Consider the following 24,672-nt stretch of genomic DNA (forward strand, 5'->3'; position numbering starts at 1 on the left):
GCTTAAGCACCAAATTGGATTCGGTGAAGTTGGGCATAAGCGCCATCTTTCGCGATTAAATCGGCATGGCTACCACGCTCAACAATTGCACCTTCGTCCACAACCAAAATTTCATCTGCATTCTCTATCGTAGATAGGCGGTGGGCAATCACCAATACGGTTTTGTCTTTCTGTAGCTCATCCAGAGCAGATTGGATGGCACGTTCAGATTCGGTATCTAAAGCAGATGTTGCCTCATCAAGAATAAGAACTGGCGCATCACGTAATAAAGCTCGAGCAATTGCTACACGTTGACGCTGCCCACCAGAAAGGCTTGCACCGTTCTCACCTATCATCGCGTCGAGTCCACCATCCATCTTACTGATGAACTCCATCGCGTGAGCTAGGCTGGCTGCGCGTTCAATGTCTTCACGTGAATACTTGCCTTCTGTTGCGTAAGCAATATTGTTCGCAATCGTATCGTTAAACAGATGCACGTTTTGCGAAACCAGAGCAAACTGCTCACGTAAGTTTTTCAGCTCATAGTCACGGATATCATGACCATCAAGTGAGATAGCACCGCCACTTACATCGTAGAAACGGTTAAACAAATTCGCAATGGTACTCTTACCTGAACCTGAGCGCCCCACTAAGGCAACTGTTTTGCCTCGTGGAATATCAAAGCTGACATTTTCCAATGCAGGCTTTTCAGAACCTTCATAGGTAAAGCTTACATCTTTCACTGCAACGTCGCCTTTTGCTCGCTCGACAGTGAATTTGCCTTCGTTCTTTTCTGTATCCAAATCCACAAGAGCGAACAAGGTTTGGCTCGCCGCCATACCACGTTGGAACTGTGACGTTACGTTTGTTAGTGCTTTCAATGGACGCATCAAACCAAACATCGCAGAGAATACAACAGTAAATGTACCCGGCGTTAACTGGTCTTTAATTGAGTCAATACTTGCAAGATAAAGCACCACAACAATAGCAATAGACGCAATCATCTGGATGATTGGGTTTGCCGCTGCTTGAGCTGTCACCAACTTCATGCTTTGTTGGCGCATTTGGTTACTTACTTTCTCGAAGCGTTTACCTTCGATATCTTGGCCGCCATAACTCAGTACTACTTTGTGACCTTTCAGCATTTGCTCTGCAGAGGCAGTCACATTGCCCATCATCGTCTGCATGTTTCTCGAGATCTTTCTGAATCGCTTAGAAACAACGCTAATACCAAAAGCAACAACAGGTGCAACAGCAAACAAAACCAAAGACAATTGCCAGCTGTTATAGAACATCAGAACCAACAAACCAATGATGCTTGCACCTTCACGCACAATGCTAACTAGCGCAGAACTAGTCGCCGCTGAAACTTGTTCAGAGTCATAAGTAATTCGAGAAAGTAGATTGCCTGTTTTTTCTTTATCGAAATAAGAAACAGGCATATGCATAAAATGATTAAACACCATGCGACGGATTTGCATTACCACATTGCCGGATACCCAGCTCAGACAATAAGTAGAGACAAACCCGCTCACACCACGAATAAACATCATGGCGAAAACGATAAGTGGAAGTGTACGTAGAAAATCAGATTCCGCACTACCAAAACCTTCATCTAGAAGCGGTTTTAGCAAGGAGATCATGTAGGTATCAGAGATAGCATTAACAACCAATGCTACAACAGCAACGATTAGACCTGACTTATAAAGGCGAATAAATTGCCATAGACGCTTAAACGTCTGCCAAGTCGTTTCATCAGTATTTATCGACATAGAAGTGCTTTGTTTTCTTACATTAAGACTCTTATTCTACTCCGTTACGCAGCATCTGCCTATACCAAGGGTCAAATGTCTCACTTCGTTTCGTTTCAAAATACCAATTCTCTTGCTCAATAAGGACGCTTATTTGACCGCCATTCCCCGTATCCAGCCATTTCGCATTGGCGTTCTCGTACGCTAGAACCACGTTATTTGCAGGCATTCCCCACTGATTCCCTTTTGCCAGAGATGCGATCGCCAGTTTTGGGGCAATCGCTTCAACAAACTTGGGATTAGAAGAGCTCTTACTTCCGTGATGCGGGACAATCACAACATCACTTTTTAACTGATCGGGGTTTCTCACCAAGGTCCATTCACTAACGGCTTCAATATCGCCCGTTAATAGCAACTTAAAATCCGTTTTGGTATCGACGACACGAATCACGCATGAATGTGGGTTATATGCACGTTTAACCAACTTCGGAGGCCAAAGAACTTCAAATTCTAGCGCTTGCCATTTCCATCGTTCCCCTGCAATACAAGGTTGGTAGTTAGCGTAGTTTTGGCTACTAAACTTACGAACTGGGGCGAAGTGCCTTTCGATATATGCACGTCCTCCAGCATGATCTGAGTCGGCGTGACTGACGACAAACATGTCGATAGAACCGAACCCTCTGCGATACAAGATAGGAGCAATAACTTGTTCAGCAATACTTCCATAAGCCCATGTTTTACCCGTGTCATATAAAAGCACTTCACCGTCTTTTTCTAGGAGCACTGCAAGTCCATGCCCAACATCTAACACATCAATACGCCAACCATCAGATTTTCGTTCATACCACAACACCAGACTTGTGATGACCAAGAACAAAACACCTGAAGCTTCTCGATTTAAAAATCGCATCGAAAGCACACAAACGCCCAATACCAGCACCCACAACGTTGCCTGTGAGCTAAGAGATTGCCAACTCCCCAAAGCAAATGGCAAAGACCAAGTAAGGGGTACAAGCATCCAATCTAACCACTGCCACAGCATGTTCGCCAAGTGCACTGAAAACGGGGTAATGATAAGTGCAACAAACATCAGTGGAACGACAACAAAACCGAACCAAGGGATAAAAATGAGGTTATATAAAATAGAGGAGAGGCTCGTCCCGGCAAAAAACAACCCACTAATCGGAATGATCAACACAGTAAGTACTAACTGAATTTTGAATAAGGTACCCAGTTTCCTAATCCAATTGCCACGGCTATGTTGTACACAATTCACTGCAAATAAAACGGCGATAACAGAGAGATAAGACAGCCAAAAGCTCATAGTGAGTGCAGAAAACGGCTCGATGCACAACTGTATTGCTACAGCAAGGAGCAGCACGCGCCAAGCGCTCCAATAAATCAAAGCAGACTTTAATAACAAGTAAATCAAACATACTGAAAAAGCTCGAGTCGTAGGCAAAGAGAAGTCTGCTAACCATGAATACAAAAAAGCAGTAGCAAGCCCAAACAAGGAAGGTAAAAAGACAAATTTTGGCAAAGCGTACCTAACAACAACCCCAAAGCTCATACCAAAAGCAAACGCCATTCCTATATGTAAACCCGAAATCGAGACCAAATGCAGTAAGCCACTATCACGTAGGAGTTGCCAGTCATATCGAGACAGAAGCGTACGGTCACTAAACGCCAAAGCACGAATAAGAGCGAAGTGTTCAAGCTGAACAATGTGCTTATGAACGACGGCGATAATTTGCGTTCTTAATGATGATCGCTCACGAATAAGCCACGCTGAATCCTTTGAAACGGTCGCCCTTGCCACAATGCCCTTTCCTACTGCCTGCTTTTCGGCGTCATGACCTGCTTCGTTTAAGAGCCCAAAGATGGGTTTAATTGTCACTTCGGTAGTGAACTCACTGTTAACGGCGAGTGGGAAAGGCGTTATCAACCGGATTTTCGGTTTAAAAAAAGGTAACAAGTTTTGAGAATTCACCTGATGGACACGCGCAATTCCTTCATATCCGTGACTTATTTGCGTAAAAGGGCTGTCAACTTTGCCATTTATGGTAATATTCACCCCTGCTTGAAACAGGGCTTGTCTTTGATGCTCCATAACATTGCCGTGGATAATGACAACCATAAAGCCCGAAATTACGCCTATGCTCAATAAGCCACGTCGTAATTTTATTATTGAGCCAGTGGCAATTATTCCCAGCAGCAACCAACGCCAATCTGGTATCGTCGGCCACCATGCAGACGAAATAACGCTCGCTACAAATAAAGCCAAGGTCAAACTTTTTTCTAAGAGAGTCATGTCGTCCTATGCCTAGAAAGCTGATAAAACGCTTCATGCCAGATCATGAAATGATCAAACGCCAAAAAGCACTAAAGGTCTTCGGCAACGTTTTATATAACCCAAACTTGTGGTGTTTAAATCGTCGCTCTGCATCTGGTGCTTTTGCTGTTGGTCTGTTTATGGCGTTTGTCCCGCTTCCGAGTCAGATGATCATGGCGGCAGGTCTTGCCATCATGCTTGGTGTTAACTTGCCTCTATCAGTCGCACTTGTTTGGATCAGTAACCCAATTACCATGCCAGTGCTGTTCTACTTTGCTTACAAGCTTGGTGCCTTGGTCATGCATGTACCACCACAACCATTCCACTTTGAATTGTCGTGGGAATTCATCATGCAGCAAATGAACACCATAGGACCTCCGTTCTTACTTGGCTGCGCGATCTGTGGCGTAGTGTCAGCAATCATTGGTTATTTCGGTATTCGTGGTCTTTGGCGTTATTCAGTCGTGAGAAGCTGGCAAAAGCGTAAAGTACGATAAGCGCTTATTCACCAGTTGGCAGGTTATGGCGCGTTGAATGGAAAACAGTTAACGTTAGAAATGAAAGGTGATGTAACTCAAGTATGAAACGCATCGAGCCAATTAGAGATAGCAACGATATAGATAAAAAGGACCGATAATAATCGGTCCTTTTTTTGTTGTCTGTTATTTGCGAACTGTTCGCTGAGCTTTGTAGATTACTTGGAACTCAATACCGCCGCTGGATTAAGTTTCGCTGCACGGGAGGCTGGGTACCATGTTGCCAACAAACTCAAGATAATCGCCGTAATTGAAACCAAAGCAACATCTGGCCAATGCAATTGCGATGGTAAGAAGTCGACAAAGTAGATATCCCCCGAAAGAAATTGGTGACCAATTAAGGCTTCCAACCCCTTAATAATCGGTGTGAGGTTGAGAGCGACAAGAACGCCAACGACACTACCCGCAAGACTACCAAATACGCCCGAGAATACGCCTTGCCAAACGAAGATACGCTTAATCAAACTGTCTTTTGCACCCATAGTACGAAGAATCGCAATCTCAGCCGCGCGATCTTTAACCGCCATCATCAATGTCGAGACAATATTGAAACACGCGACACCAATCACTAGCACCATTACCAGGTACATAATGGTACGAACAAGTTGGATATCACGGTACAAAAAGCCAAATTGTTGTTGCCAGCTTTTTAGGTAAACATAAACATCAATTCGGCTACCGACTTCACGTACAATTGATGGTGCATTCAACACATCATCCGTTTTCAGCGAAATACCTGTAACGCCATCACCTAAGCGAGCATAGGCTTGAGCATCCTTGAGCGGTACTAGCGCTAATGAATGATCTATTTGACCGTTAAGCGTTAAAAAACCAGCGACTTTGACTCGGACTCGCTTTGGGGCTTGTACCTTATTCGTACTGCCTGATTGCGGGATCATTAAAGTAATATAGTCACCAACATCGACCTTTAACTCATTGGCGACACCACGCCCAAGAATCACTTGCTGTTGACCTGAGTAAAAATTTTGCCACGCCTGTGGGTCAATAAAGTCAGACATACTAGAAACAGCTTGCTCAAAAGCTGGATCCACACCGCGAACTTCTATTGCTTTTAGCTTACTGCCCTTTTCTGCTAACCCCGTAAACCGAACATAAGGTGCGGCAGCAACCACATGCTCATGACTTAGGGCTTGCTTCATGGTTTTGGTATAGTTGTGCAGTGGACCATTCACCCCCTCTAACTCACCATGTGGAATCACAGAAAGCACACGAGACTGTAACTCTCGTTCAAAGCCATTCATCGCAGATAAGCCAATGATGATGACTGCTACGCCAACCGCAATACCGATGGTGGAGGAAAGAGAAATGAACGATACCATCTTGTTACGCTTTTTAGCGCGACTGAAACGTCCACCAATCATCAATGCTAAAGATGAAAACAAAATTAGCCCTCCACGGTTGCTGTGTCTGTGGTAAAACGATCCACCAGCAAACCATCTTGCATATGCATTTGGCGATCCATTTTCGCGGCCAGCTCGTTATCATGAGTGACAACTAAGAAAGCAATATTCGACTCCTGATTTAACTCACGCATTAAGTCGTAAATCGCTAGCGCCGTATTGTGATCTAAGTTACCAGTCGGCTCATCTGCTAAAACCAAGTCAGGCTTATTGACCAAAGCTCGTGCGATAGCCACACGTTGGCGCTCACCACCAGAAAGTTCTGACGGACGATGATCCATTCGATGTCCCAACCCCACCTTCTCCAGAAGGGCTTTTGCTTCCGCTTTCGCATCTGCAACTTTCGCCCCACCAATCAACAGTGGCATTGCAACATTTTCAACCGCTGTGAAATCAGCCAGCAGATGATGGAATTGATACACAAAGCCAAGATGCTTATTGCGCAATGCAGCTTGTTTGTTGGAGCTCAAAGCAGACAGGTTCTGTCCCAGAAAATCCACTTCTCCTTGAGATGCATCGTCTAATGCTCCAAGAATGTGGAGCAACGTACTCTTACCCGAGCCTGATGAACCGACAATAGACACTAACTCGCCTTTATCAATATCAAAACTTACACCTTTGAGCACTTCAGTATCTAACGAACCCTCTCGGTAGACTTTACGAATATCACGACATTCTAATAGCTTATTCATAGCGAAGTGCCTCAGCAGGTTTAACAGAAGATGCTCGGAAAGACGGGTAAACAGTTGCAGCTAGACTCAGAGCAATCGCCAGCACTACCACTAGTAAAATTTGGAATGAATCAATCACGATAGGTAAGTGACCACCGAAGCTAAATAGTGCCACTCCCGCCGCTTCAAGAATTGCATTGAGGTTAAGTGATAAAGCAACGCCCATTGCACCACCAACAATGGCACCAATCACACCACTGCTTGCGCCTTGAACCATGAAAATCGCCATCACTTGAGATTGAGTCATACCTTGTGTTTTAAGAATCGCGACTTCAGATTGCTTCTCCATCACCACCATGATCAAAGCGGAAATAATGTTAAACGCCGCAACACCAACGATCAGCCCAAGCATCAAGCCCATCATATTCTTTTCCATTTTGACGGCTTGGAAAAGCTCACCACGTTGTTCTCGCCAATCACTCCATTGCCAACCATCAGGCATTGGCTGATCAGCAAAATCAGTCACCATAAAAGGGTCTGAGAAGAACACACGCCAGCCAGAGACTGTATCTTTCGGTAAACGCATCAGCTTTGCCGCATCAGTCATATTAACAATCATAAGCTGACCATCGACATCTGAGCCCGTATTGAAGATGCCAGCTACCGTGAAATTACGTTGGCTCGGAATTCGACCCAGTGGGGTAAATTGGGTGGCATTGGTGACCATCAAACGGACTTTATCGCCCATCGACACTTTCAATGAGCGCGCCAAGCTGTGACCAAGGAATATTTTGTACTCACCTGCTTGAAGAGAAGATAAACGTCCTGCGATAAGGTGGTTAGAAATCGGGTCGCCAAGTTTGGGCTCTATACCAATTAAATAACCAGCTGTCAGTTGTGCAGAGCTTTGAATAACAGCCTCACCACGAACAATAGGTTCTGGTTTTGCTATGGTCGACATATCTTGAATGAACTTAGGAGCAGCTTCACTGAGAGGCGTTTTACTATCGTGTTGCGAAATCACAGCATGAGGAAGCACTCCTAAAATGCGCTCTTTCAACTGGGCTTCAAAACCGTTCATTACGGAAAGCACCGTCACTAACGCCATCACGCCAATTGTGATACCGGCTGTCGACATATAAGAAACAAATCGGCTAAATCGGTCTCCGGAGCGTCCCCGAAGGTACCGCAAGCCAATAAACAAAGAAATAGGATGATACATATAGGACAAACCAACTGGTTATCTAGTTATGAAGCCATTACTTAGCTAGTTAATACGGGTTATCTTACCTTACTCTTACAATGAAGAAGACAAGATAATCGCTAAATTTGTCAACGACATGCAATAAGTCCCCATTTACAGCAAAAAGTTCAGCCAGAGAAACGGGGAAACTTGATAACTTAACCTGATTAGCGATAATCAACCCCCTATCCTACTCATTCCTAAATGAAATGAGAGCGCTCGATGGCAGAAAAGGACCGAATTATGACAGAGCAAGAATATTTTACCGTACACCACAATCTGACTATCAACGTCGAAACGCTAGGGACGGACTTTGCTCTGCCAGATGAAGAGACTTTCCAATCCGAAATTCCAGCGCCTTTTATTGTCGCAAGTGAATTTAGCCATTTAGATATGTTAGCTGATAACGCGAGATTGGAGCTGCAAAACAAAGAGTTAAAACACGTCATCCATTTGCTGGATACTCAAAACTCTAAACTCAACTTACTGCTCAGCTTTATGCTCTCGCAACAAGATGACATTGCACTCCGTTTCCAGACTACGCAATTCGGCGCAAGCCAACTGAGCTACCGTAGCGATTCTGCCGTAGAAAAAGACCAACTGGTTCGTGTGAAGCTCTTCTTAGATCATCCTGCTGCAGCAATTTACTGCTACGCTCAGGTAGTAGAGTGCGAATCTGCCGAGCAAGGCTATGTAGTCACACTAAAGTACAAATTACTTCGAGAAGCTGACCAAGATTTATTGATTAAAGCCGCACTATACCAACAGCAAAAACTACTCCGTCAGCGCTCATTAGAGCGAGATAACAAATAATTACCATGACAAAAGCAACGATTCTGTCCGTCACCAATCCGTCTGAGCGTGGCGATAAAAAACAGCTTGGCAACTTACCGGGAGCGGCATTGCCGATGGCGATTGCCGAGCTAGCAAAACAACACTCTAGCCACTCTCTGCTAGTGGTACCAGACCCGCAAATCGCGCTCAAACTGCAAGCAGAAATTGAGCAATTTACCGACCAACCTGTAAGCCTATTTCCTGATTGGGAGACGCTGCCATACGACAACTTTTCTCCACACCAAGAGATCATCTCAGATCGTATTGCACGCTTATATCAATTGCCAAACCAAAATCGTGGTGTGACCATTGTGCCAGTGAGCACGGTATTACAACGCCAGTCCCCGCGTGATTTCTTACTTCAGCACACCTTGATGGTGAAAACGGGCGACCAATTCTCGCTGGAAAAACTGCGTGTGCAACTAGAGAACTCTGGCTACCGTCACGTTGATCAAGTGTTTGGTCCGGGTGAATATGCAAGCCGAGGTTCGATCCTAGATTTGTTCCCAATGGGCAGTTCAGATCCATATCGCATTGATTTCTTTGATGACGAGATCGACACCATTCGCACATTTGATCCAGAAAACCAACGTTCGATCGAAGACATTCAGCAAATCCAGCTTCTGCCTGCGCATGAATTTCCGACGACGAAAGCGGCTATTGAAGATTTCCGTACTCGTTGGCGCTCTCAGTTTGAAGCTCGCCGCGAGCCTGAATCAATTTACATGCAAGTCACCAAAGGCACTTGGCCGGCGGGCATCGAATATTGGCAGCCACTATTTTTCGATCATACAGAAACGCTTTTCGATTATTTACCCGATGACTCTCAACTGATCACCTACGGCGATATTGAAGCCGCAGTCGATACCTTCTTGAATGACGTTGACTACCGCTACGATCAAAAGAAAATCGATCCACTGCGTCCGTTGTTAGCACCACATGAATTGTGGCTGAAGAAAGATGAGCTATTCACTCACTTCAAACAACTACCGCAAGCTCAGCTGAGCCTAGAGAAAATCGTTAAACGTGCAGGTCGCCAGAATCTCGCCGTTCAATCTCTAGCCGAGCTTGGTGTTCAACAGCAGAACAAAGAGCCGTTAGCACGTTTACGCCAATTCAGTGAACAGTTTGCGGGTAAAATCGTTTTCTCTGTCGAGTCAGAAGGTCGCCGTGAAGCATTAACAGAGCTACTGCAAGGCATTAAAGTGCGCCCAGTAGTCCATGGTTCACTATATCAAGCGCTGGATTCTGACGATCGTTTCAGCCTAATTCTAGGTGCTGCGGAACATGGTTTTATTCATGAAGAGCTAAATTTCGGGCTGATCTGCGAAAGCGATCTGCTTGGCGATCGCGTTATCCAACGTCGCCGTAAAGACAAAAAAGCGGTCAACAGTGACACCGTCATACGCCACCTAGCTGAACTTAAGCCGGGTCAGCCTGTTGTGCACATCGATCACGGTATCGGCCGCTACATAGGCCTACAAACTCTTGAAGCTGGCGGTATGAAAACGGAATACGTAACACTTGAGTATCAAAATGATGCCAAGCTTTACGTACCCGTATCTTCACTGAACTTGATTAGCCGCTACTCAGGCGGAGCTGAAGAAAGTGCTCCGCTGCATAAACTAGGCGGTGAAGCATGGGCAAAAGCTCGCCGTAAAGCTGCAGAGAAAGTTCGTGACGTTGCAGCAGAACTTCTGGATGTTTATGCCAAGCGAGAGCTAAAACCGGGCTATAAATTTGAGCTCGACCGCGGTCAATACGCAACTTTCAAAGCAACTTTCCCGTTTGAGGAGACCGACGATCAGTCAATGGCAATTAATGCGGTCTTGTCTGACATGTGCCAAGCAAAAGCCATGGACCGCCTAGTTTGTGGTGACGTTGGTTTTGGTAAAACAGAAGTCGCAATGCGCGCTGCATTTGTTGCCACAGACAACAGTAAGCAAGTGGCAGTCTTAGTACCAACCACTCTGCTTGCACAGCAACACTTTGAAAACTTCCGCGACCGCTTTGCTAACTTGCCAATTCGTGTAGAAGTCCTGTCGCGCTTTAAATCGGCAAAAGAGCAAAAAGTGATTCTCCAAGATGTCGCTGATGGCAAAGTTGATATTGTCGTTGGTACTCACAAGTTGCTATCAAGCGATATTAAGTTCAAAGATCTTGGCTTGTTGATTGTTGATGAAGAACACCGATTTGGTGTGCGTCAAAAAGAAAAAGTGAAAGCAATGCGTGCCGATGTCGACATCTTAACGCTTACCGCAACACCAATTCCGCGCACATTAAACATGGCAATGAGTGGCATGCGCGATTTGTCGATCATCGCAACACCACCAGCACGCCGCTTGGCGATTAAGACCTTCGTACGTCAACGCGAAGACTCCGTGGTACGCGAAGCAGTACTCCGTGAAATCATGCGTGGTGGTCAGGTTTACTTCCTACATAACCAAGTCGAAACGATTGAAAAAACCGCCGAAGATTTGCAAAAGCTGATTCCGGAAGCGCGAGTTACCGTTGCACATGGTCAGATGCGTGAACGCGAGCTCGAGCGCATCATGAATGATTTCTATCATCAGCGCTTCAACTTACTCGTATGTACTACGATCATAGAAACAGGTATTGACGTACCAACCGCCAACACCATCATCATGGACCGAGCAGATAACCTAGGTCTCGCGCAGTTGCACCAGCTTCGTGGTCGTGTTGGTCGTTCGCACCACCAAGCGTACGCTTACCTGTTGACGCCACATCCAAAAGCAATAACGAAAGATGCAATTAAGCGTCTTGATGCAATTGCGTCACTGGAAGACCTTGGTGCTGGCTTCACTCTTGCTACCCACGATCTTGAAATCCGCGGGGCTGGTGAGTTACTGGGTGACGAACAAAGTGGTCAAATTCAATCGGTTGGTTTTACACTATATATGGAAATGCTTGAACAAGCCGTTGAAGCCTTAAAAGAAGGCAAAGAACCTTCACTGGATGATCTACTTCGAGAACAAACTGAAATCGAAATGCGCATTCCAGCTCTTTTGCCAGATGACTACATACCAGATGTCAACACTCGCCTATCTATGTACAAACGAATCGCGAGCGTGACAGATAAAGAAGGGCTATCAGAATTAAAAGTGGAACTGATTGATCGTTTCGGCTTGCTACCTGATGCAACGAAGAACTTACTGTCTGTCTCTGAGCTAAAAATTGCTGCTGCATGTCTCAAAGCTAAGAAAATTGAAGCTCATGACAAAGGTGGTTTCATCGAGTTTTACCCTGATGCTGACATAAACCCAGCATATTTAGTTAAACTCCTGCAATCACAGCCGCAAAAATTTGCAATGGAAGGTCCAACTAAGTTCAAGTTTAGCGTACCATTGACGGACCGACGTAAACGCATTCAGTTTGTTCAAGACTTACTGAATGATTTTAAACAGAATTTATTACCAACGAGCTAATAGTCGAATGAGAATACTGATCCCATTATTACTTCTTTGTGTCTCAATGCCATCATGGGCTGCGCGTCAATTTGATATTGAAGTAATTATTTTCAAGCGAGCAGTCGACGCTGAAAGTACCAGTGAATCATGGCCAAACAAACTGCCAACTATCGAAATGAGTAACGTCGGCAGCTTACAAAGCGATTCTTACCGTCAATCAAAAGGCGTCACCCTGCTTCCTCGTTCTTCTTACAGATTGAACGCTCAAGAAGCAGCACTTAACAACCATGCAGGCTTTAAAGTATTGAAGCACGTAGCGTGGCGTCAAGGTGACCGTGGTAAAGCAAGTGCACCAGTTTTCCGCATTGTTGGCGGGCGTGATTTTTCAGGATCATATAATCCAGATGGCAGCTCAATCACTGGCAATGCACATTCCTTAGCGACCGATGGCTATAGCGAAGAAAGCGTTAAAGGTCCACTTTATGAGTTAGATGGCAAATTACAAATCTACGTTCAGCACTATTTGTTTGCCGAGACAACGATGGACTTACGTGAACCGAGTGTTCGGGAGGTTCACATTGAATCGCAACCTTCAGAACAATTGTCTGAAGAATTTGGCGAAGTCGATGGTAACGTGCAAGTCGGTAACTTAGCAGAAGTCTCTCCGACTGTGACTGAAGAGACATTCTTGAAGAGCTTCCGAATGGATCAGAAGCGTCGTATGCGCAGTGGCGAAACCCACTACTTAGATAACCCATTAATGGGGATGATCATTCAAGTTCGTCGAGTACAATAAAACACAGTACCAACAACAAAGCGCAGCACTTGCTGCGCTTTGTTTTATTTGAAATCTAACATGGAAGTTGTATGAGTCCAGATTTTGAAATCATAACCCCTCGTTTGGCTCTCAGATTAATCCCATCTGAGGAAGCCCATATTCTACAACGCATACTGGCAGAATCCCCTTCCCTACACCAATGGTTAGATTGGTGTGATGAAAATGTCTCACTAAGAGATGCGCAAGATTTCTTGCTCGCTACGCGACTGAACTGGGTAAAAACAGAAGCGTTTGGTTTTGGCATTTATGAACGAAGTAGCGATAACCTTGTTGGTATGGCTGCTGTCAATGAGCTTTATCATACCTTCAATATGGCAAGCATTGGCTATTGGGTTGCGGACCGTTATCAACGCAAAGGTTACGCTCAAGAGGCAATCCGCGCGCTTGCCGAGTTCTGCTTCGCTAAACTCAATTTGACTCGCGTAGAAATCGTCTGTGATTTAGATAACACAGCCAGTCAGGCTTTAATTGAGTCTGTTGGTGCACAGAAAGAAGCGATTGCCAGAAACCGATTTATCTTTCATGGGAAGCCAAAAGATGGGGTCGTTTATTCACTGTTACCCAATGATTTGGAATGAAAAAAGCCACCGACATGCGGTGGCTTTTCTTCTATTTGTTATTTGATTCTCTCGCCAAATCTTCAACAAAGAACCAAAAATTTAAATTAGTGCAGTTTCAAGTTTGGACGCAATACGCGGTTGATACGACCAACCAGCATCATCAAACCCGTTTTAATCACACCGTGTAGCGCCATTTGGTGCATACGGTACAGTGAAATGTAAACTACGCGTGCGATGCGACCTTCAACCATCATAGAGCCTTTGGTTAAGTTACCCATCAAACTACCAACGGTTGAGAAGCGGCTTAGAGACACTAGAGAGCCGTGGTCTTTGTATTCGTATGCTTTAAGCTCGCGACCATTAAGCTTAGCCACAATGTTAGTGAACGCTTGACTTGCCATTTGGTGCGCAGCCTGAGCTCGTGGCGGCACAAATGAGCCATCTGGCTGGGTACATTGAGCCAAGTCGCCGATAACGAAGATGTCGTCATCACGAGTGGTTTGCAACGTGTTTTTCACGACTAATTGGTTAATACGGTTCGTTTCTAGACCGGCAATATCTTTGATGAAATCAGGCGCTTTGATACCCGCAGCCCATACCATGATTTGTGCAGGGATTTTCTCACCATCTTTGGTAGTCAAACCGTCTTTGTCCGCTTGTGTCACCATGGTCGCAGTACGCACGTTTACACCTAGCTTAACCAACTCTTGATGCGCTGCAGAAGAGATACGTGGTGGAAGCGCAGGCAGAATGCGCTCACCTGCTTCAACTAGGTTTACATTTAGTTTGCTAGAGTCAAGATCGCCGAAGCCATACGTACGTAATTCTTTTACTGCGTTGTGAAGCTCTGCCGATAATTCAACACCAGTTGCACCCGCACCAACGATCGCGATATCTACCGTACCGTTACCGTTTTTTGCATGCAGTTTTAAGAATTCATTATTCATTTCACTACGGAAACGGTGCGCCTGTTCAGGGCTGTCGAGGAAGATACAGTTTTCACGAACCCCAGGCGTATTGAAGTCGTTTGACGTAGAGCCAATTGCCATAACCAGAATATCGTATTCCAGTTCACGGCTTGGCATCAGAAGTTCACCATGTTCGTCTTTTAGTTCACTTAGAATGATCACTTTACGTTCACGGTCAATGTCTTGAAGGCTACCCATTTGGAAATCGAAGCAATGGTTTTTGGCATGAGCACGGTAGCTCAATGCATCCACACCTTCGTCTAATGAGCCTGTTGCCACTTCGTGCAACAGTGGTTTCCACAAGTGGCTCGCTTTACGGTCTACCAGTGTAATTTGCGCACGGTTCTTACGACCCAGAGTGCGGCCCAGTTTGGTAGCCAACTCAAGGCCACCAGCACCGCCGCCTACAACGATAATGCGTGTCACAATGTTATCCTCTACAAAAATGAATATATGGGTTCAGCTCGACGTAGACTCACAGTTACGCTGCGGTCATACATCCAACCGATGAATTCTTTGGTCTCTAGAGGTGAGCTCACTTTTTGGATAAATCCCGATGCCATCATGTTATTGCCTACTCTTGTTTTCGGCTTATGGTCCATCGGATTATTCGCCTGAAACACACGATCTCAGACAAAAAATGGGCAAGTTTCTTACTCGCTCTCAATTTTTTTTGATATTTATCAAATTATTTTTACCAAGTTCATTATATAGAGCAATCCTTTGATGGCAACAAAAATCCTTACTCTGGATACGGATTGACTACTTTTCATCTGCTTGACGGTAACGTTTTCGTGCCACAAAAGGTTAAATCGATAAATCAAGCCGATAAATCGATACAAAATGTAAAATTTGGCAGAATCAGTGCGATAGAGTCAAAACCAATAGATACAAAAACAGCACTTCTTGAAGTGCTGTTTAAAGGTAGTTAAATTTTTATCTATTGGGCAATTTATGCGTTCTTGAATGCTTTCATCGCTTGCAGATGATGAGAGATTTTCTTGAACTTGTGCGTTTGGTTCTCATCCCAAATAATCTGATAATGCTTGTCCAACTCCGCCGCAGTTTTCGAATTGTCATGTATTTCATCTTCTTTGGATAAAATCACTAAACAACGATCTTGGTTTTTGGTTCGGAATTGCTCGACACATTTGGTCGCGATATCTTCATATTCTTCGGGACGATCAATGCGACCTGCCATCGTTTTCTCTGGATGCAGGTTTGGGTTGAACATCACCTGCTTAATGCCGCAAAGAAAACCGATACGCTCTGACCAATATGCGCCAAGACCAACACCACAGATAAGTGGGGCAGGGTCATTCGCTTGGTCAATGACCTTAGACACTTCCTTCAACAAGTGCTGCATATCGTGCTTAGGATGAAGTGTGCTGTAATTGATGAAACGAACGTCATCATCGATGAATTGCAATTGAAGAACTTTTTCGTGGTTACCTGGGCTTGTACTATCAAAGCCGTGCAAGTAAATAATCATGTGTACCTCTCCCTGTGACTTGCTGGTACTTCACTTTAAACTACCACTATTTCCTTATGGTTAAAGAGGAAAAAGTCATGAGTTATCAAAACAGTGATCTTCCATACATAATAAGTCTTTAAACTCATTCGCACTGTCTAAGTATTGTTCATCATCCCACAATTTGTAGGCGATCAAATACCATAACATCGCCATCATAATGGTCCTTGGCATCCACGCACGTACGCCTTCCAGCCACAGAGACACATCATCAATTTGACGAATCTCGCAATACTGAGCAACACCCTGCTCAATTGGTACATCGGCAAGCTGCAAAATCAAAGTGAGGTCTAATCTTGGATCAGATAAAGCGGCGTATTCCCAGTCTATGACCTTCACCCCCTCTTCACCACGAACCAAGTTATAACAACCAAGATCGAAGTGGCACAGTGCAACGGGAACTTGTTCAACACTCGGTTCCGACCGCCATTTTCGATACAAGGTTTCAAACTCTGTACCAATGTACTTACCACCTAGCTCTAACCAGTAGTGATCAATTCGTGACAAGTAAGAGAAAGGAACCAAAGGAATCGCCGTCGACGGATATTCATGAATAGCAGCAGCGATTGGCAATAATTCATCAATACCGATACCAGGCTTAGTCAATGTCTCACCCGGAACCCACTCCACTAGCAAACCTTGCTCATGAACAAAGACAGGTTTAGGTCCGAGGTTAAGCGGGGCGATTGCATTGAGCACTTGATATTCGTTATGGCGAGATATAGCAAAGGTCTTGCATACGTTACTGGTTGGTCGCCAGACATACGCAAGACCCTCTGAAGATTCCAACCGCCAACAACGATTGGTAAGTCCACCAGTGACGGTTTGAACCTTCACTGGTGGTGAAGTAAAGAAGCCATCAAGAGTATTTAAACTCGGATCTAACTGTTTCGCTTGTTGCCAAGAAAACCACGCCATGAATGACTTCTCCACTCAAGGTCATATGACCAACAAGAATCAATTAAAGACCAAATAGGCTCTTAGATTGCTCTTTACGGATTTCTGTTTCATCCGCCCATTCAATCAGACCTGTTTCTAGATCCATTAGGCGCATCGTCATTTTGTAGTAAACGTCTTTGTCACTGCCTGCATTTTTCACGATGCTAGAAAGGTTGCCGTAAAGCATGTATTGCGCACCGACCATTTTACCGAATTGGATAGCTGTGCTTTGGTTCACTAGCTCGTCAGTGTTTTGGAAGTTAAGTTGCTCACGAACAGATTCCACACGATCCATGTCTACAAAACGGAACTTACCAGAGTTCAGCATCTTAGTAGAGATAGTGTCAGTAATAGATTCAGTATCGATGTGCTCACTTGTTTTGTTCTTGATGCGCTCAACAAACACGATAGGACGTTGGTCACGAGTAATTGCTGCCACTGAACCTGACATCATCATGCTGTCGACCATTTCGCCAGCAATTTTTTGTAGATCCGTCGAGCCGAAATCAATCGTTGTTGTTTCTGTCGCTTGCGCATCACCGTAAGAGACCTTATTTGAACAACCACCCAGAATGACGGCAAGACCTAAAAGAGCAATAATACTTTTTTTCATGAGAGTTCCTTAGTTTGTGTTTCATACCAAGGTGCCTCCACCTTGGCAAAGCAGCATAGCCGCCGAAATTGTGTTACTCGAGTTGAGTTAGTTATCATCTGCTTCGCGAATTTGTACGCGAAATTGTGTTCCGTTTGGGTTCACCGTCACTTCAGACAGAGTCACCTGTTCGAATCCACGCACAATCATTTTGCGCCACGGACCAGGTTTGGTGTTCACTTCCAGACCTGTATTGTCATACCAATAAAAGCGATAAAGAATGTGCTGGTCACCTTTGTAGTTACTGCTTAACTGCACGACACCTCGTGGGCGATCATCCACGTAAGTCGTTGTGATGTTGTCAACTAACAAACGGCTACCCAAAACATTGTCATTAAAAAACACCTTTTGAGTTTGACCATCAATTCGGATACCTGCGGTGTTGTCAGCACACCCGGCTAAACCAATGATCACCGCTAAGCCTATAAGCCATGCTCTCATTACAACCTCCCTAGTTGTTTATGCCACACTGTTGAGTGCGCTCCCTGACGGGACACCCAAACCAACGTGGTTTGTTGTGCTGGCACGTCAAATTGATACACCTGATCACCTAAGTTAAGACTCTGCTTGCCCGGCTTCACCACTTTCGAAGCCGTTTTCACCGTCCCCGGGAGCGTCTGCCAACTTCTGGTATCAGGTTGTTCAGTTAATGTATTCCAAACATTGAAAAGAATGTTGCCGACGTCATCGCCTTTCTTCGCTGCTTCTTTTCGAATTCGGTCTTTTGCCCAAACACGAATTGCCTGACGAATAACAATCGTCGTTAAACGTTCGTTCAAATCGTTTTGAGCCATCGAGTTAACATCGACTAAAGTGCTCGATGGTAATTTGCTGCCATTCAATGCCACATCGCCAAAACGCTGCGTTCCGCTTTTTGGGTAATAAGGTAATGCGAGCGAATAAATTGCACCATCACCTCGGCTGTCATATATAGGCAAATCTATACGCCAACCTTGTAATGCTTCTACAACACCTTGTTCGTCGATCACGATCACGCGACCTTGCGACTTACTCAACCCTGAAGGTGCTTCACCATAACGTTTTTCAAGTAAACGTAAGTCTTCACGCATGCCGAGCTTTTTTGCGGCATACATGGTGCTTTCAATCACTTGCTTATTGTTTGGCATCACCGCAAGGGCACGACGGTAGTCTACATACGCACTATTCAAATCTCGTGACGCTTCATATAAAAGACCCGACAGATAGAACAAGTAGCCATTTTGTACTGAACTTAGCTTTTTACCCGCATCTGGGTAGTTTGCAAGCACGCTACCTAGGTTCGCCGACATGCCTTGACTCTTAAGATCCTTCTCTGCGCGTTTTAGTTCCTTTTCACGTGCTTTCTTCGCTGCTTCTTGCACTTGGTTAGCACGGCGCATTTCTACCAGCGCACCTTCGAGATCATTCTTTTGCAAATAGTTTAAACCTAAGTACAAATGCAAAAAGCCGAGCTCATAATCGGCAGGCTGATATTCATTTAGATTGTCGTTAACGGCAAGAGAACCAACGCTGGTTGCTGTTTCCGTAACAGAAATGGTTGCACGATCTTGTTGTTTACGAACTGCACGATCGCTTTCTTCTAATGAGTTCAAGCTGGTAGGGTAATCCTCAGCAAGAAACGAAATTCTTCCTTGTTCAAAGTTTCCAAGGATTTCGCCACCTACATCACTTGATTGCAGTTGTTCAGCTTTGGCGTATTCACCAGCAACCACCGCTTGGTAGACTTCTTTATTTTGGTCGCTGTAATGACTGAACAGATTGCCAGCGGATAAGTTCGCACATCCCGTAGCAAGCAGGACCCAGCTCATCAATCCGAATAGCTTCACACCATGTTTCACATTTATCTCCACAAATGTGTCGTTCACAGAAATATACCCAAGTAATTTCAAAACATTGGCTGAGCCAAACATCCCGAAGTGCTTGGGTATAAAGAAGTGGATGAACTGCTTCATCCACTTCTAATAGATTAGCTCAATACCATTGGACCTAAAGGACGACCGCCCACTAGATGCATATGAATATGATAGACTTCCTGACCGCCATGTGAGTTACAGTTTACAATCAAACGGTAACCGTCTTCTGCAATGCCTTCTTCTTTAGCCAGCTTTTTCGCAACCGTGAACATGCGCCCCATCATCGCTTCATCTTCGGCTTCCACGTCATTAGTTGTCGGGATCAGCTTATTTGGAATGATAAGAATGTGGCTTGGTGCACGCGGATTAATATCACGAAACGCCGTTACTAAATCATCTTGGTAAAGGACATCTGCTGGGATTTCTTTGCGAATAATTTTGCTAAAGATGGTTTCTTCCGCCATGGGTACTCCATTTTATAAGGTGTGTAACCTATTTAGTATGCGCTAAGCCAAAAGCGAGCTCAATAAAAAACAGTGTTCACTTAACATTATCAATATAAGCCGTTACGTTGAAGCTTTTTTTGTCGTGTCCGTCATAAAACGTGCGTCTCAAACTCAATACAATCCAATGAATTTTGTTACTTTTTTAAGACATTTCTTATTTATCTTGTCTATTTTTGGGAGAGGAAGCTCACTTATGCGAGGTTCAGTTATTAAACGGATGTATGCAGGCTTCGCGCTAATCATCGTCCTGTTTGCGGTCACGATTGCCATTATGATGGGGGGCATGAATGATATTCACGGTAAGTTTGAGACAGTATCCAAGTCTTCACTACCACTTGTTTCACTATCTAACCAGACCAGTGTGGAACTGCTTTCCGCAGATAAATCTTTTAAGGATTTCCTGACCACAGAGAATAAACAACGCATGGATGAAATGCGTCAGGAATTTGCTAAATCTCAACAGCGCTTTGAAGGGACATTGAGTCAACTTGAAATCGCGAGTCAAATCTACCCTTCTCTTGCCGAACCATTTTCTCAACTTAAAGAACTTGAGCAGAGCTACTTTACCGAAGCAAAAGAAGCCATGGACAACTATGAGGCAATGTTTTCAGCACAAGAAGAAGTGCAAAAATCATCGCGTCGTTTCCAAAAGCTCAACACAGAGCTTTCTGTTGGTCTTAAAGAATACGTTGCAGATCAATCCAGCATCTCAGTGAAAGTGATGGCAAAAAGCTACTTCATTAAATTAAAAGATGCTGAAGTTATTACCTCGGATGCGCTGGCAAGTACCAACCCAGAATTCGTAACTCAAGCGGTAGCAAAAAACCGTAAAGCAGTCACACACCTAAACTACGCGTTCCGTGGACTTGTGACACAACTGCCTGAGCTGCAAAAAGCCTTCGGCGAATCCGTTGAGCAGTTTACTCGCGACGTAGGTATGCGTGGCGGAGTATTGGATCAACACAACAGTTACTTATCGGCTCGATCTGCGTTGTACAACAACATTGCTAACCTAGCAACAAAAGTAGACTCTAGCATGGCAATTCTTGAACAATTCACCACAACCGCAACCGACAAGCTGAACGAGTCTCTCGCTGACGCTGGGGACATCTACTCAGCGGGCGTGACTAAAGCGATTGTCATTGCTGTTATTGTGGTTCTCTTTGCAACAGCGATCGGCTACCACATCGCGCAAAGTGTTCGTGAACCACTAACTCGTATCTTAAAAGCGTTGGAAGGCCTTACAGAAGGCGATATGACGCAACGTATCGACAACCGTTACAACAACGAATTCAGCCGTGTGAGCGGTCACATCAATACGCTCGCGGATAGCCTGCACAACATCCTTGTGAAACTAAACGATGCATCAGACAACTTAGCAACAACCGCATCAACCAACGAGCAAACTTCTTCACAAGCACAAACACAATTGAATTCTCAACGTGAGCAAACCGCTAATGTGGCGACAGCAATGACTGAGATGTCTCACTCAGTACAAGAAGTCGCGCAGAGTGCACAAGGCTCGCTAGAGATGGTACAACGTGTTGAGACAGCGTCTGACCAAGGACGCAACGTGATGAACAGCAATATCTCGACCATCAACCAACTTGAGACACGTTTAAACGAATCAGTGTCTGCGGTTTCTGAATTGCAGAAAATGAGTGGGCAAATTGGCTCTATTCTGGATGTAATTCGTAACATTGCTGAACAAACCAACCTACTCGCACTGAATGCGGCCATTGAGGCAGCACGTGCTGGCGAGCAAGGTCGTGGTTTTGCAGTTGTTGCCGACGAAGTTCGAGTGTTAGCTTCCAAGACGACACAATCGACAACTGAGATTGAGTCAATGATCAGTAACCTACAAACCAGTTCACAAACCGCGAGTCAGGTGATTCAAAGTTGTATGAGTGATATGGAAATGTCGGTGGAACAAGCATCAAAAGCAAACAGTTCAATGGAAGAAATCCAAGCACTGATCATCGAAATCAGCCAAATGAGCACGCATATATCTCAGGCGGCAGCTGAGCAGAGCGAGACTTCTGCCGATATTGCACGCAGCATTGAAGACATCAATAGCATTGCAGACCAAAGCTATCACGCGATGTCTAGCATTGCGCAAACCAGCGAATCAATGACGCAACTTGCGCATCAGCAAAATGAACTGGTTCATCGATTTAAGCTATAAAATCGAACGCGACAAGTAGCGGATTTATTGCAACCAACTGTATAAGGGTGACTTTTTATTAAAGTCACCCTTGTTTTTTATGAGCCTTGTCTACATATGGTTATTATGGCTTGCTCATCCCTTTTCTTTTCTCTTTTCGAGCAAGCCAAATAAGAAGGAAAACCTATGGCTGTTCATGTTGGTATTATCGACCAAGATCCAGTGAGATTAGTCACTCCTCTTTTGGATAATCGCACTGTAAGTACACATATCGTCTTCATCGGCGACAAAAGCCAATCCGATATGTACGAGCGACTGAGCGCAGTATTAGAGCAGCGAGAAATTACTTCCGAATTCTTTGAAATTCCTTCTGCAGTAAACACTTCTCTGATCAAACAATCTGTCCACAAATTGGCAAAAGACCTCCACGACCGAGGCGAAGAAGTTAAACTCAATGCAAGCTGTGGCCTTCGTCACCGTCTGCTTTCCGTGTACGAAGTCTTCCGTACTTATCGCTGGCCAATCTTCGTTGTAGAGCCAAACAGTGACAAATTATGCTGGCTTTACCCAGATGGCAAAGAAGACACGCAAGTAGAAGACCACATTACGATTTCTGACTACCTTACAATTTTCGGTGCGCGCGGTGAATTCCACCACGTAGACCTTCCTCCTCAACTTGACCAAAAGCTGTATGAACTTGGCGAGCGCTGGGCGTCTAACGCGTTAGAGCTTGGTCCTGGTCTTGCTACACTAAACTACCTTGCAACAACGTGTCGTAAAGAGCAAAAGCTAGATGTTGAGCTTTCTGAGAAACAACAAGGCTACCGTGAACTGAACATGTTGTTGACCGACTTGGTCGAAGCGCAAATCGCCACTTACGAAAACGGCGTACTGACGTTTGCTGACGAAGATGCACGCCGCTTCTCAAATGGTGAGTGGTTAGAAACTCTGGTTCACAGCACCGTTAAACAAATTCAAGACACCATGCCGACCATTCAAGACCGCTCGTTGAACGTGCAGGTTTATCGCAAACTCGGTGAAAGTGAAGTTCGTAATGAGCTTGACGTGGCAACGGTGGTGAACAACAAGCTTCACATCATCGAATGTAAAACCAAAGGCATGCGTGACGATGGCGATGACACGCTCTACAAACTTGAATCGCTGCGTGATCTTCTTGGCGGTCTACAAGCAAGAGCGATGTTGGTGAGCTTCCGCCCACTGCGCCATAATGACATCACTCGTGCAGAAGATTTAGGTTTGGCACTGATCGGTCCTGATGAACTCAAAGATCTCAAAACTCACCTTTCTGCATGGTTTGAAGCCGCTGGCGGTTCTGACGAAATCTAGTTTTTAACCTCCAATCAAAAAACAGAAAAGCAGCCCTCTCGGCTGCTTTTTTTTATTGCGTCAGGTTTAAAGTTATTGCACCCAAACAAAACGAACAGATAGAAAAAACCAGAGGCGAACCTCTGGTTTTTCCCGTTTGTTTAAATGCCAACTAATGTTGTACTTAAAGCATCTTACGAGCGGCTTCTACTACAACTTTAATTGAGCGAGCTTCCGTTTCTTTCAGAGTTGAATGATCTGGAATCTCTTTTTGTGTACGGTTGATGATTACACCCGCCACACAACCTGCTTTCAGGCCAGAGCTTGCACACATGGTTAGCAATGTTGCTGACTCCATTTCGAAGTTCAGAACGCCCATGTCTTGCCACTCTTGCATAGAACCTTGGAAACGCTTAACAACACGACCAGAGAAAGTATCGTAACGCTCTTGACCTGGGTAGAAAGTGTCACTTGAAGCAGTCACACCCATATGAACTGTTGCACCAGACTCTTCAACTGCTGCTTTCATTGCTGTTGCGATTTCGAAATCTGCTACTGCTGGGAACTCCATTGGAGCAAAGTGTAGGCTCGCGCCATCTAGACGAACAGAACCTGTCGTAACGATCATGTCACCTACGTTTACGTGTGGTTGGATTGCGCCAGTAGTACCAACACGTAGGAAAGTACGAACACCAAGTTGCGCTAGCTCTTCTACTGCAATAGAAGTAGATGGACCACCGATACCTGTAGAACAAACCACAACAGGTTTACCGTCTAGCTCTGCACGGTATAGCGTGTATTCACGGTGACTTGCTAGAAATACTGGGTTTTCCATTTCTTCTGCGATTTTTTGTACGCGTGCTGGATCGCCTGGAATGATTGCTAGAGTAGCACCATTAAGATCAGCTTCAGTAACACCTAAATGGAATACAGCTTGAGACATAAGTCGCTCCTTGTTGTGGCTTATTTTGTAAACAATAAGCTCATTAATAAGTTGTTGGGTACAGATGCACTGTAGCGAACCTTTTACCAACATTGAGTGATCACAATCACAATGAAACAATGTAATAAATCTACACTTTCAAATAAAAACGGTTTGGATCACACTTTACAGACCAAAAGATCATTTCATTGCATAGT

General features: G+C 44.8%; 20 protein-coding genes. 7 read left to right on the plus strand and 13 right to left on the minus strand.

All coding sequences use genetic code 11. The features are described from left to right. Positions 1-2 precede the first annotated feature (2 nt). A complete protein-coding gene (gene msbA / locus ABMY42_RS09705; RefSeq protein WP_005446696.1) occupies positions 3-1,751 on the minus strand; it encodes a lipid A ABC transporter ATP-binding protein/permease MsbA in 1,749 nt (582 codons plus the stop codon). A 31-nt stretch (positions 1,752-1,782) separates the two neighbouring features. Continuing rightward, positions 1,783-4,041, minus strand: coding sequence for a DNA internalization-related competence protein ComEC/Rec2 (locus tag ABMY42_RS09710; RefSeq protein ID WP_349266260.1), 2,259 nt, complete (start codon positions 4,039-4,041; stop codon positions 1,783-1,785). A gap of 8 nt (positions 4,042-4,049) precedes the next feature. On the opposite strand from ABMY42_RS09710, the gene ABMY42_RS09715 reads away from it, so the two are divergent. Next, positions 4,050-4,559, plus strand: coding sequence for a DUF2062 domain-containing protein (locus ABMY42_RS09715; protein WP_005446692.1), 510 nt, complete (start codon positions 4,050-4,052; stop codon positions 4,557-4,559). Positions 4,560-4,756: 197 nt separating this feature from the next. Here ABMY42_RS09715 and lolE read toward each other — a convergent pair whose 3' ends face one another. Genes lolE through lolC form a run of 3 tightly spaced genes read right to left on the minus strand, consistent with a single transcriptional unit; the run spans position 4,757 to position 7,912 of the window. Then, complete coding sequence (gene lolE, locus ABMY42_RS09720; protein ID WP_009698315.1) at positions 4,757-6,001, minus strand: lipoprotein-releasing ABC transporter permease subunit LolE; 1,245 nt, start codon at positions 5,999-6,001, stop codon at positions 4,757-4,759. Between the two features lie 2 nt (positions 6,002-6,003). Continuing rightward, the gene (lolD, locus tag ABMY42_RS09725) at positions 6,004-6,711 is read right to left on the minus strand and encodes a lipoprotein-releasing ABC transporter ATP-binding protein LolD (protein ID WP_029790268.1); all 708 of its coding nucleotides are present in this window, start codon (positions 6,709-6,711) and stop codon (positions 6,004-6,006) included. After that, positions 6,704-7,912: a lipoprotein-releasing ABC transporter permease subunit LolC gene (gene lolC, locus ABMY42_RS09730; RefSeq protein ID WP_239210639.1), complete on the minus strand. Its 1,209-nt coding sequence runs from the start codon at positions 7,910-7,912 to the stop codon at positions 6,704-6,706. Before lolC ends, lolD begins: the two co-directional genes overlap by 8 nt. Before the next feature lie 264 nt (positions 7,913-8,176). Between lolC and ABMY42_RS09735 the strand changes: the two genes are divergently transcribed. The 4 genes from ABMY42_RS09735 to ABMY42_RS09750 all read left to right on the plus strand — a co-directional run bounded on the left by ABMY42_RS09735 (position 8,177) and on the right by ABMY42_RS09750 (position 13,611). Beyond that, positions 8,177-8,746 carry a PilZ domain-containing protein gene (locus ABMY42_RS09735; protein WP_009698318.1) on the plus strand — a complete coding sequence of 190 codons (570 nt, stop codon included), beginning with the start codon at positions 8,177-8,179 and terminating at the stop codon, positions 8,744-8,746. A gap of 5 nt (positions 8,747-8,751) precedes the next feature. Next, on the plus strand, positions 8,752-12,213 hold the full coding sequence (mfd, locus tag ABMY42_RS09740; protein ID WP_349266261.1) for a transcription-repair coupling factor: 3,462 nt from the start codon (positions 8,752-8,754) through the stop codon (positions 12,211-12,213). A 7-nt stretch (positions 12,214-12,220) separates the two neighbouring features. Continuing rightward, the gene (locus tag ABMY42_RS09745; protein ID WP_074050253.1) at positions 12,221-12,991 is read left to right on the plus strand and encodes a peptidoglycan binding protein CsiV; all 771 of its coding nucleotides are present in this window, start codon (positions 12,221-12,223) and stop codon (positions 12,989-12,991) included. 71 nt (positions 12,992-13,062) lie between these two features. Next, complete coding sequence (locus ABMY42_RS09750; RefSeq protein WP_005446680.1) at positions 13,063-13,611, plus strand: GNAT family protein; 549 nt, start codon at positions 13,063-13,065, stop codon at positions 13,609-13,611. Positions 13,612-13,697: 86 nt separating this feature from the next. On the opposite strand, the gene ABMY42_RS09755 is transcribed toward ABMY42_RS09750, so the two are convergent. The 7 genes from ABMY42_RS09755 to hinT form a co-directional block, all read right to left on the minus strand. Beyond that, entirely contained in the window at positions 13,698-14,987 is a 1,290-nt protein-coding gene (locus tag ABMY42_RS09755) for an NAD(P)/FAD-dependent oxidoreductase (RefSeq protein WP_005446679.1), read from the minus strand. 526 nt (positions 14,988-15,513) lie between these two features. Beyond that, positions 15,514-16,053, minus strand: coding sequence for an alpha/beta hydrolase YcfP (gene ycfP, locus ABMY42_RS09760; protein WP_005446677.1), 540 nt, complete (start codon positions 16,051-16,053; stop codon positions 15,514-15,516). 75 nt (positions 16,054-16,128) lie between these two features. Further along, positions 16,129-17,010 carry a thiamine kinase gene (gene thiK, locus ABMY42_RS09765; protein ID WP_349266262.1) on the minus strand — a complete coding sequence of 294 codons (882 nt, stop codon included), beginning with the start codon at positions 17,008-17,010 and terminating at the stop codon, positions 16,129-16,131. Positions 17,011-17,053: 43 nt separating this feature from the next. Next, on the minus strand, positions 17,054-17,644 hold the full coding sequence (gene lpoB / locus ABMY42_RS09770) for a penicillin-binding protein activator LpoB (protein ID WP_005431666.1): 591 nt from the start codon (positions 17,642-17,644) through the stop codon (positions 17,054-17,056). A gap of 87 nt (positions 17,645-17,731) precedes the next feature. After that, positions 17,732-18,124, minus strand: a complete 393-nt coding sequence (locus ABMY42_RS09775) for a YcfL family protein (RefSeq protein WP_005446667.1) — start codon at positions 18,122-18,124, stop codon at positions 17,732-17,734. Beyond that, positions 18,124-19,521, minus strand: coding sequence for a hypothetical protein (locus tag ABMY42_RS09780; protein WP_349266263.1), 1,398 nt, complete (start codon positions 19,519-19,521; stop codon positions 18,124-18,126). Before ABMY42_RS09780 ends, ABMY42_RS09775 begins: the two co-directional genes overlap by 1 nt. A gap of 128 nt (positions 19,522-19,649) precedes the next feature. After that, complete coding sequence (gene hinT, locus ABMY42_RS09785; protein WP_005446662.1) at positions 19,650-20,000, minus strand: purine nucleoside phosphoramidase; 351 nt, start codon at positions 19,998-20,000, stop codon at positions 19,650-19,652. 235 nt (positions 20,001-20,235) lie between these two features. Between hinT and ABMY42_RS09790 the strand changes: the two genes are divergently transcribed. Then, entirely contained in the window at positions 20,236-22,227 is a 1,992-nt protein-coding gene (locus tag ABMY42_RS09790; protein WP_005446660.1) for a methyl-accepting chemotaxis protein, read from the plus strand. Between the two features lie 165 nt (positions 22,228-22,392). Beyond that, the gene (locus ABMY42_RS09795) at positions 22,393-23,553 is read left to right on the plus strand and encodes a DUF1887 family protein (protein ID WP_005437515.1); all 1,161 of its coding nucleotides are present in this window, start codon (positions 22,393-22,395) and stop codon (positions 23,551-23,553) included. 163 nt (positions 23,554-23,716) lie between these two features. Here ABMY42_RS09795 and udp read toward each other — a convergent pair whose 3' ends face one another. Then, positions 23,717-24,475 carry a uridine phosphorylase gene (gene udp / locus ABMY42_RS09800; protein ID WP_005437517.1) on the minus strand — a complete coding sequence of 253 codons (759 nt, stop codon included), beginning with the start codon at positions 24,473-24,475 and terminating at the stop codon, positions 23,717-23,719. Between the last annotated feature and the right edge of the window lie 197 nt (positions 24,476-24,672).

This window comes from Vibrio sp. SSH13-20, from assembly GCF_040104475.1.
Taxonomy (GTDB): Bacteria; Pseudomonadota; Gammaproteobacteria; order Enterobacterales; family Vibrionaceae; genus Vibrio; species Vibrio harveyi.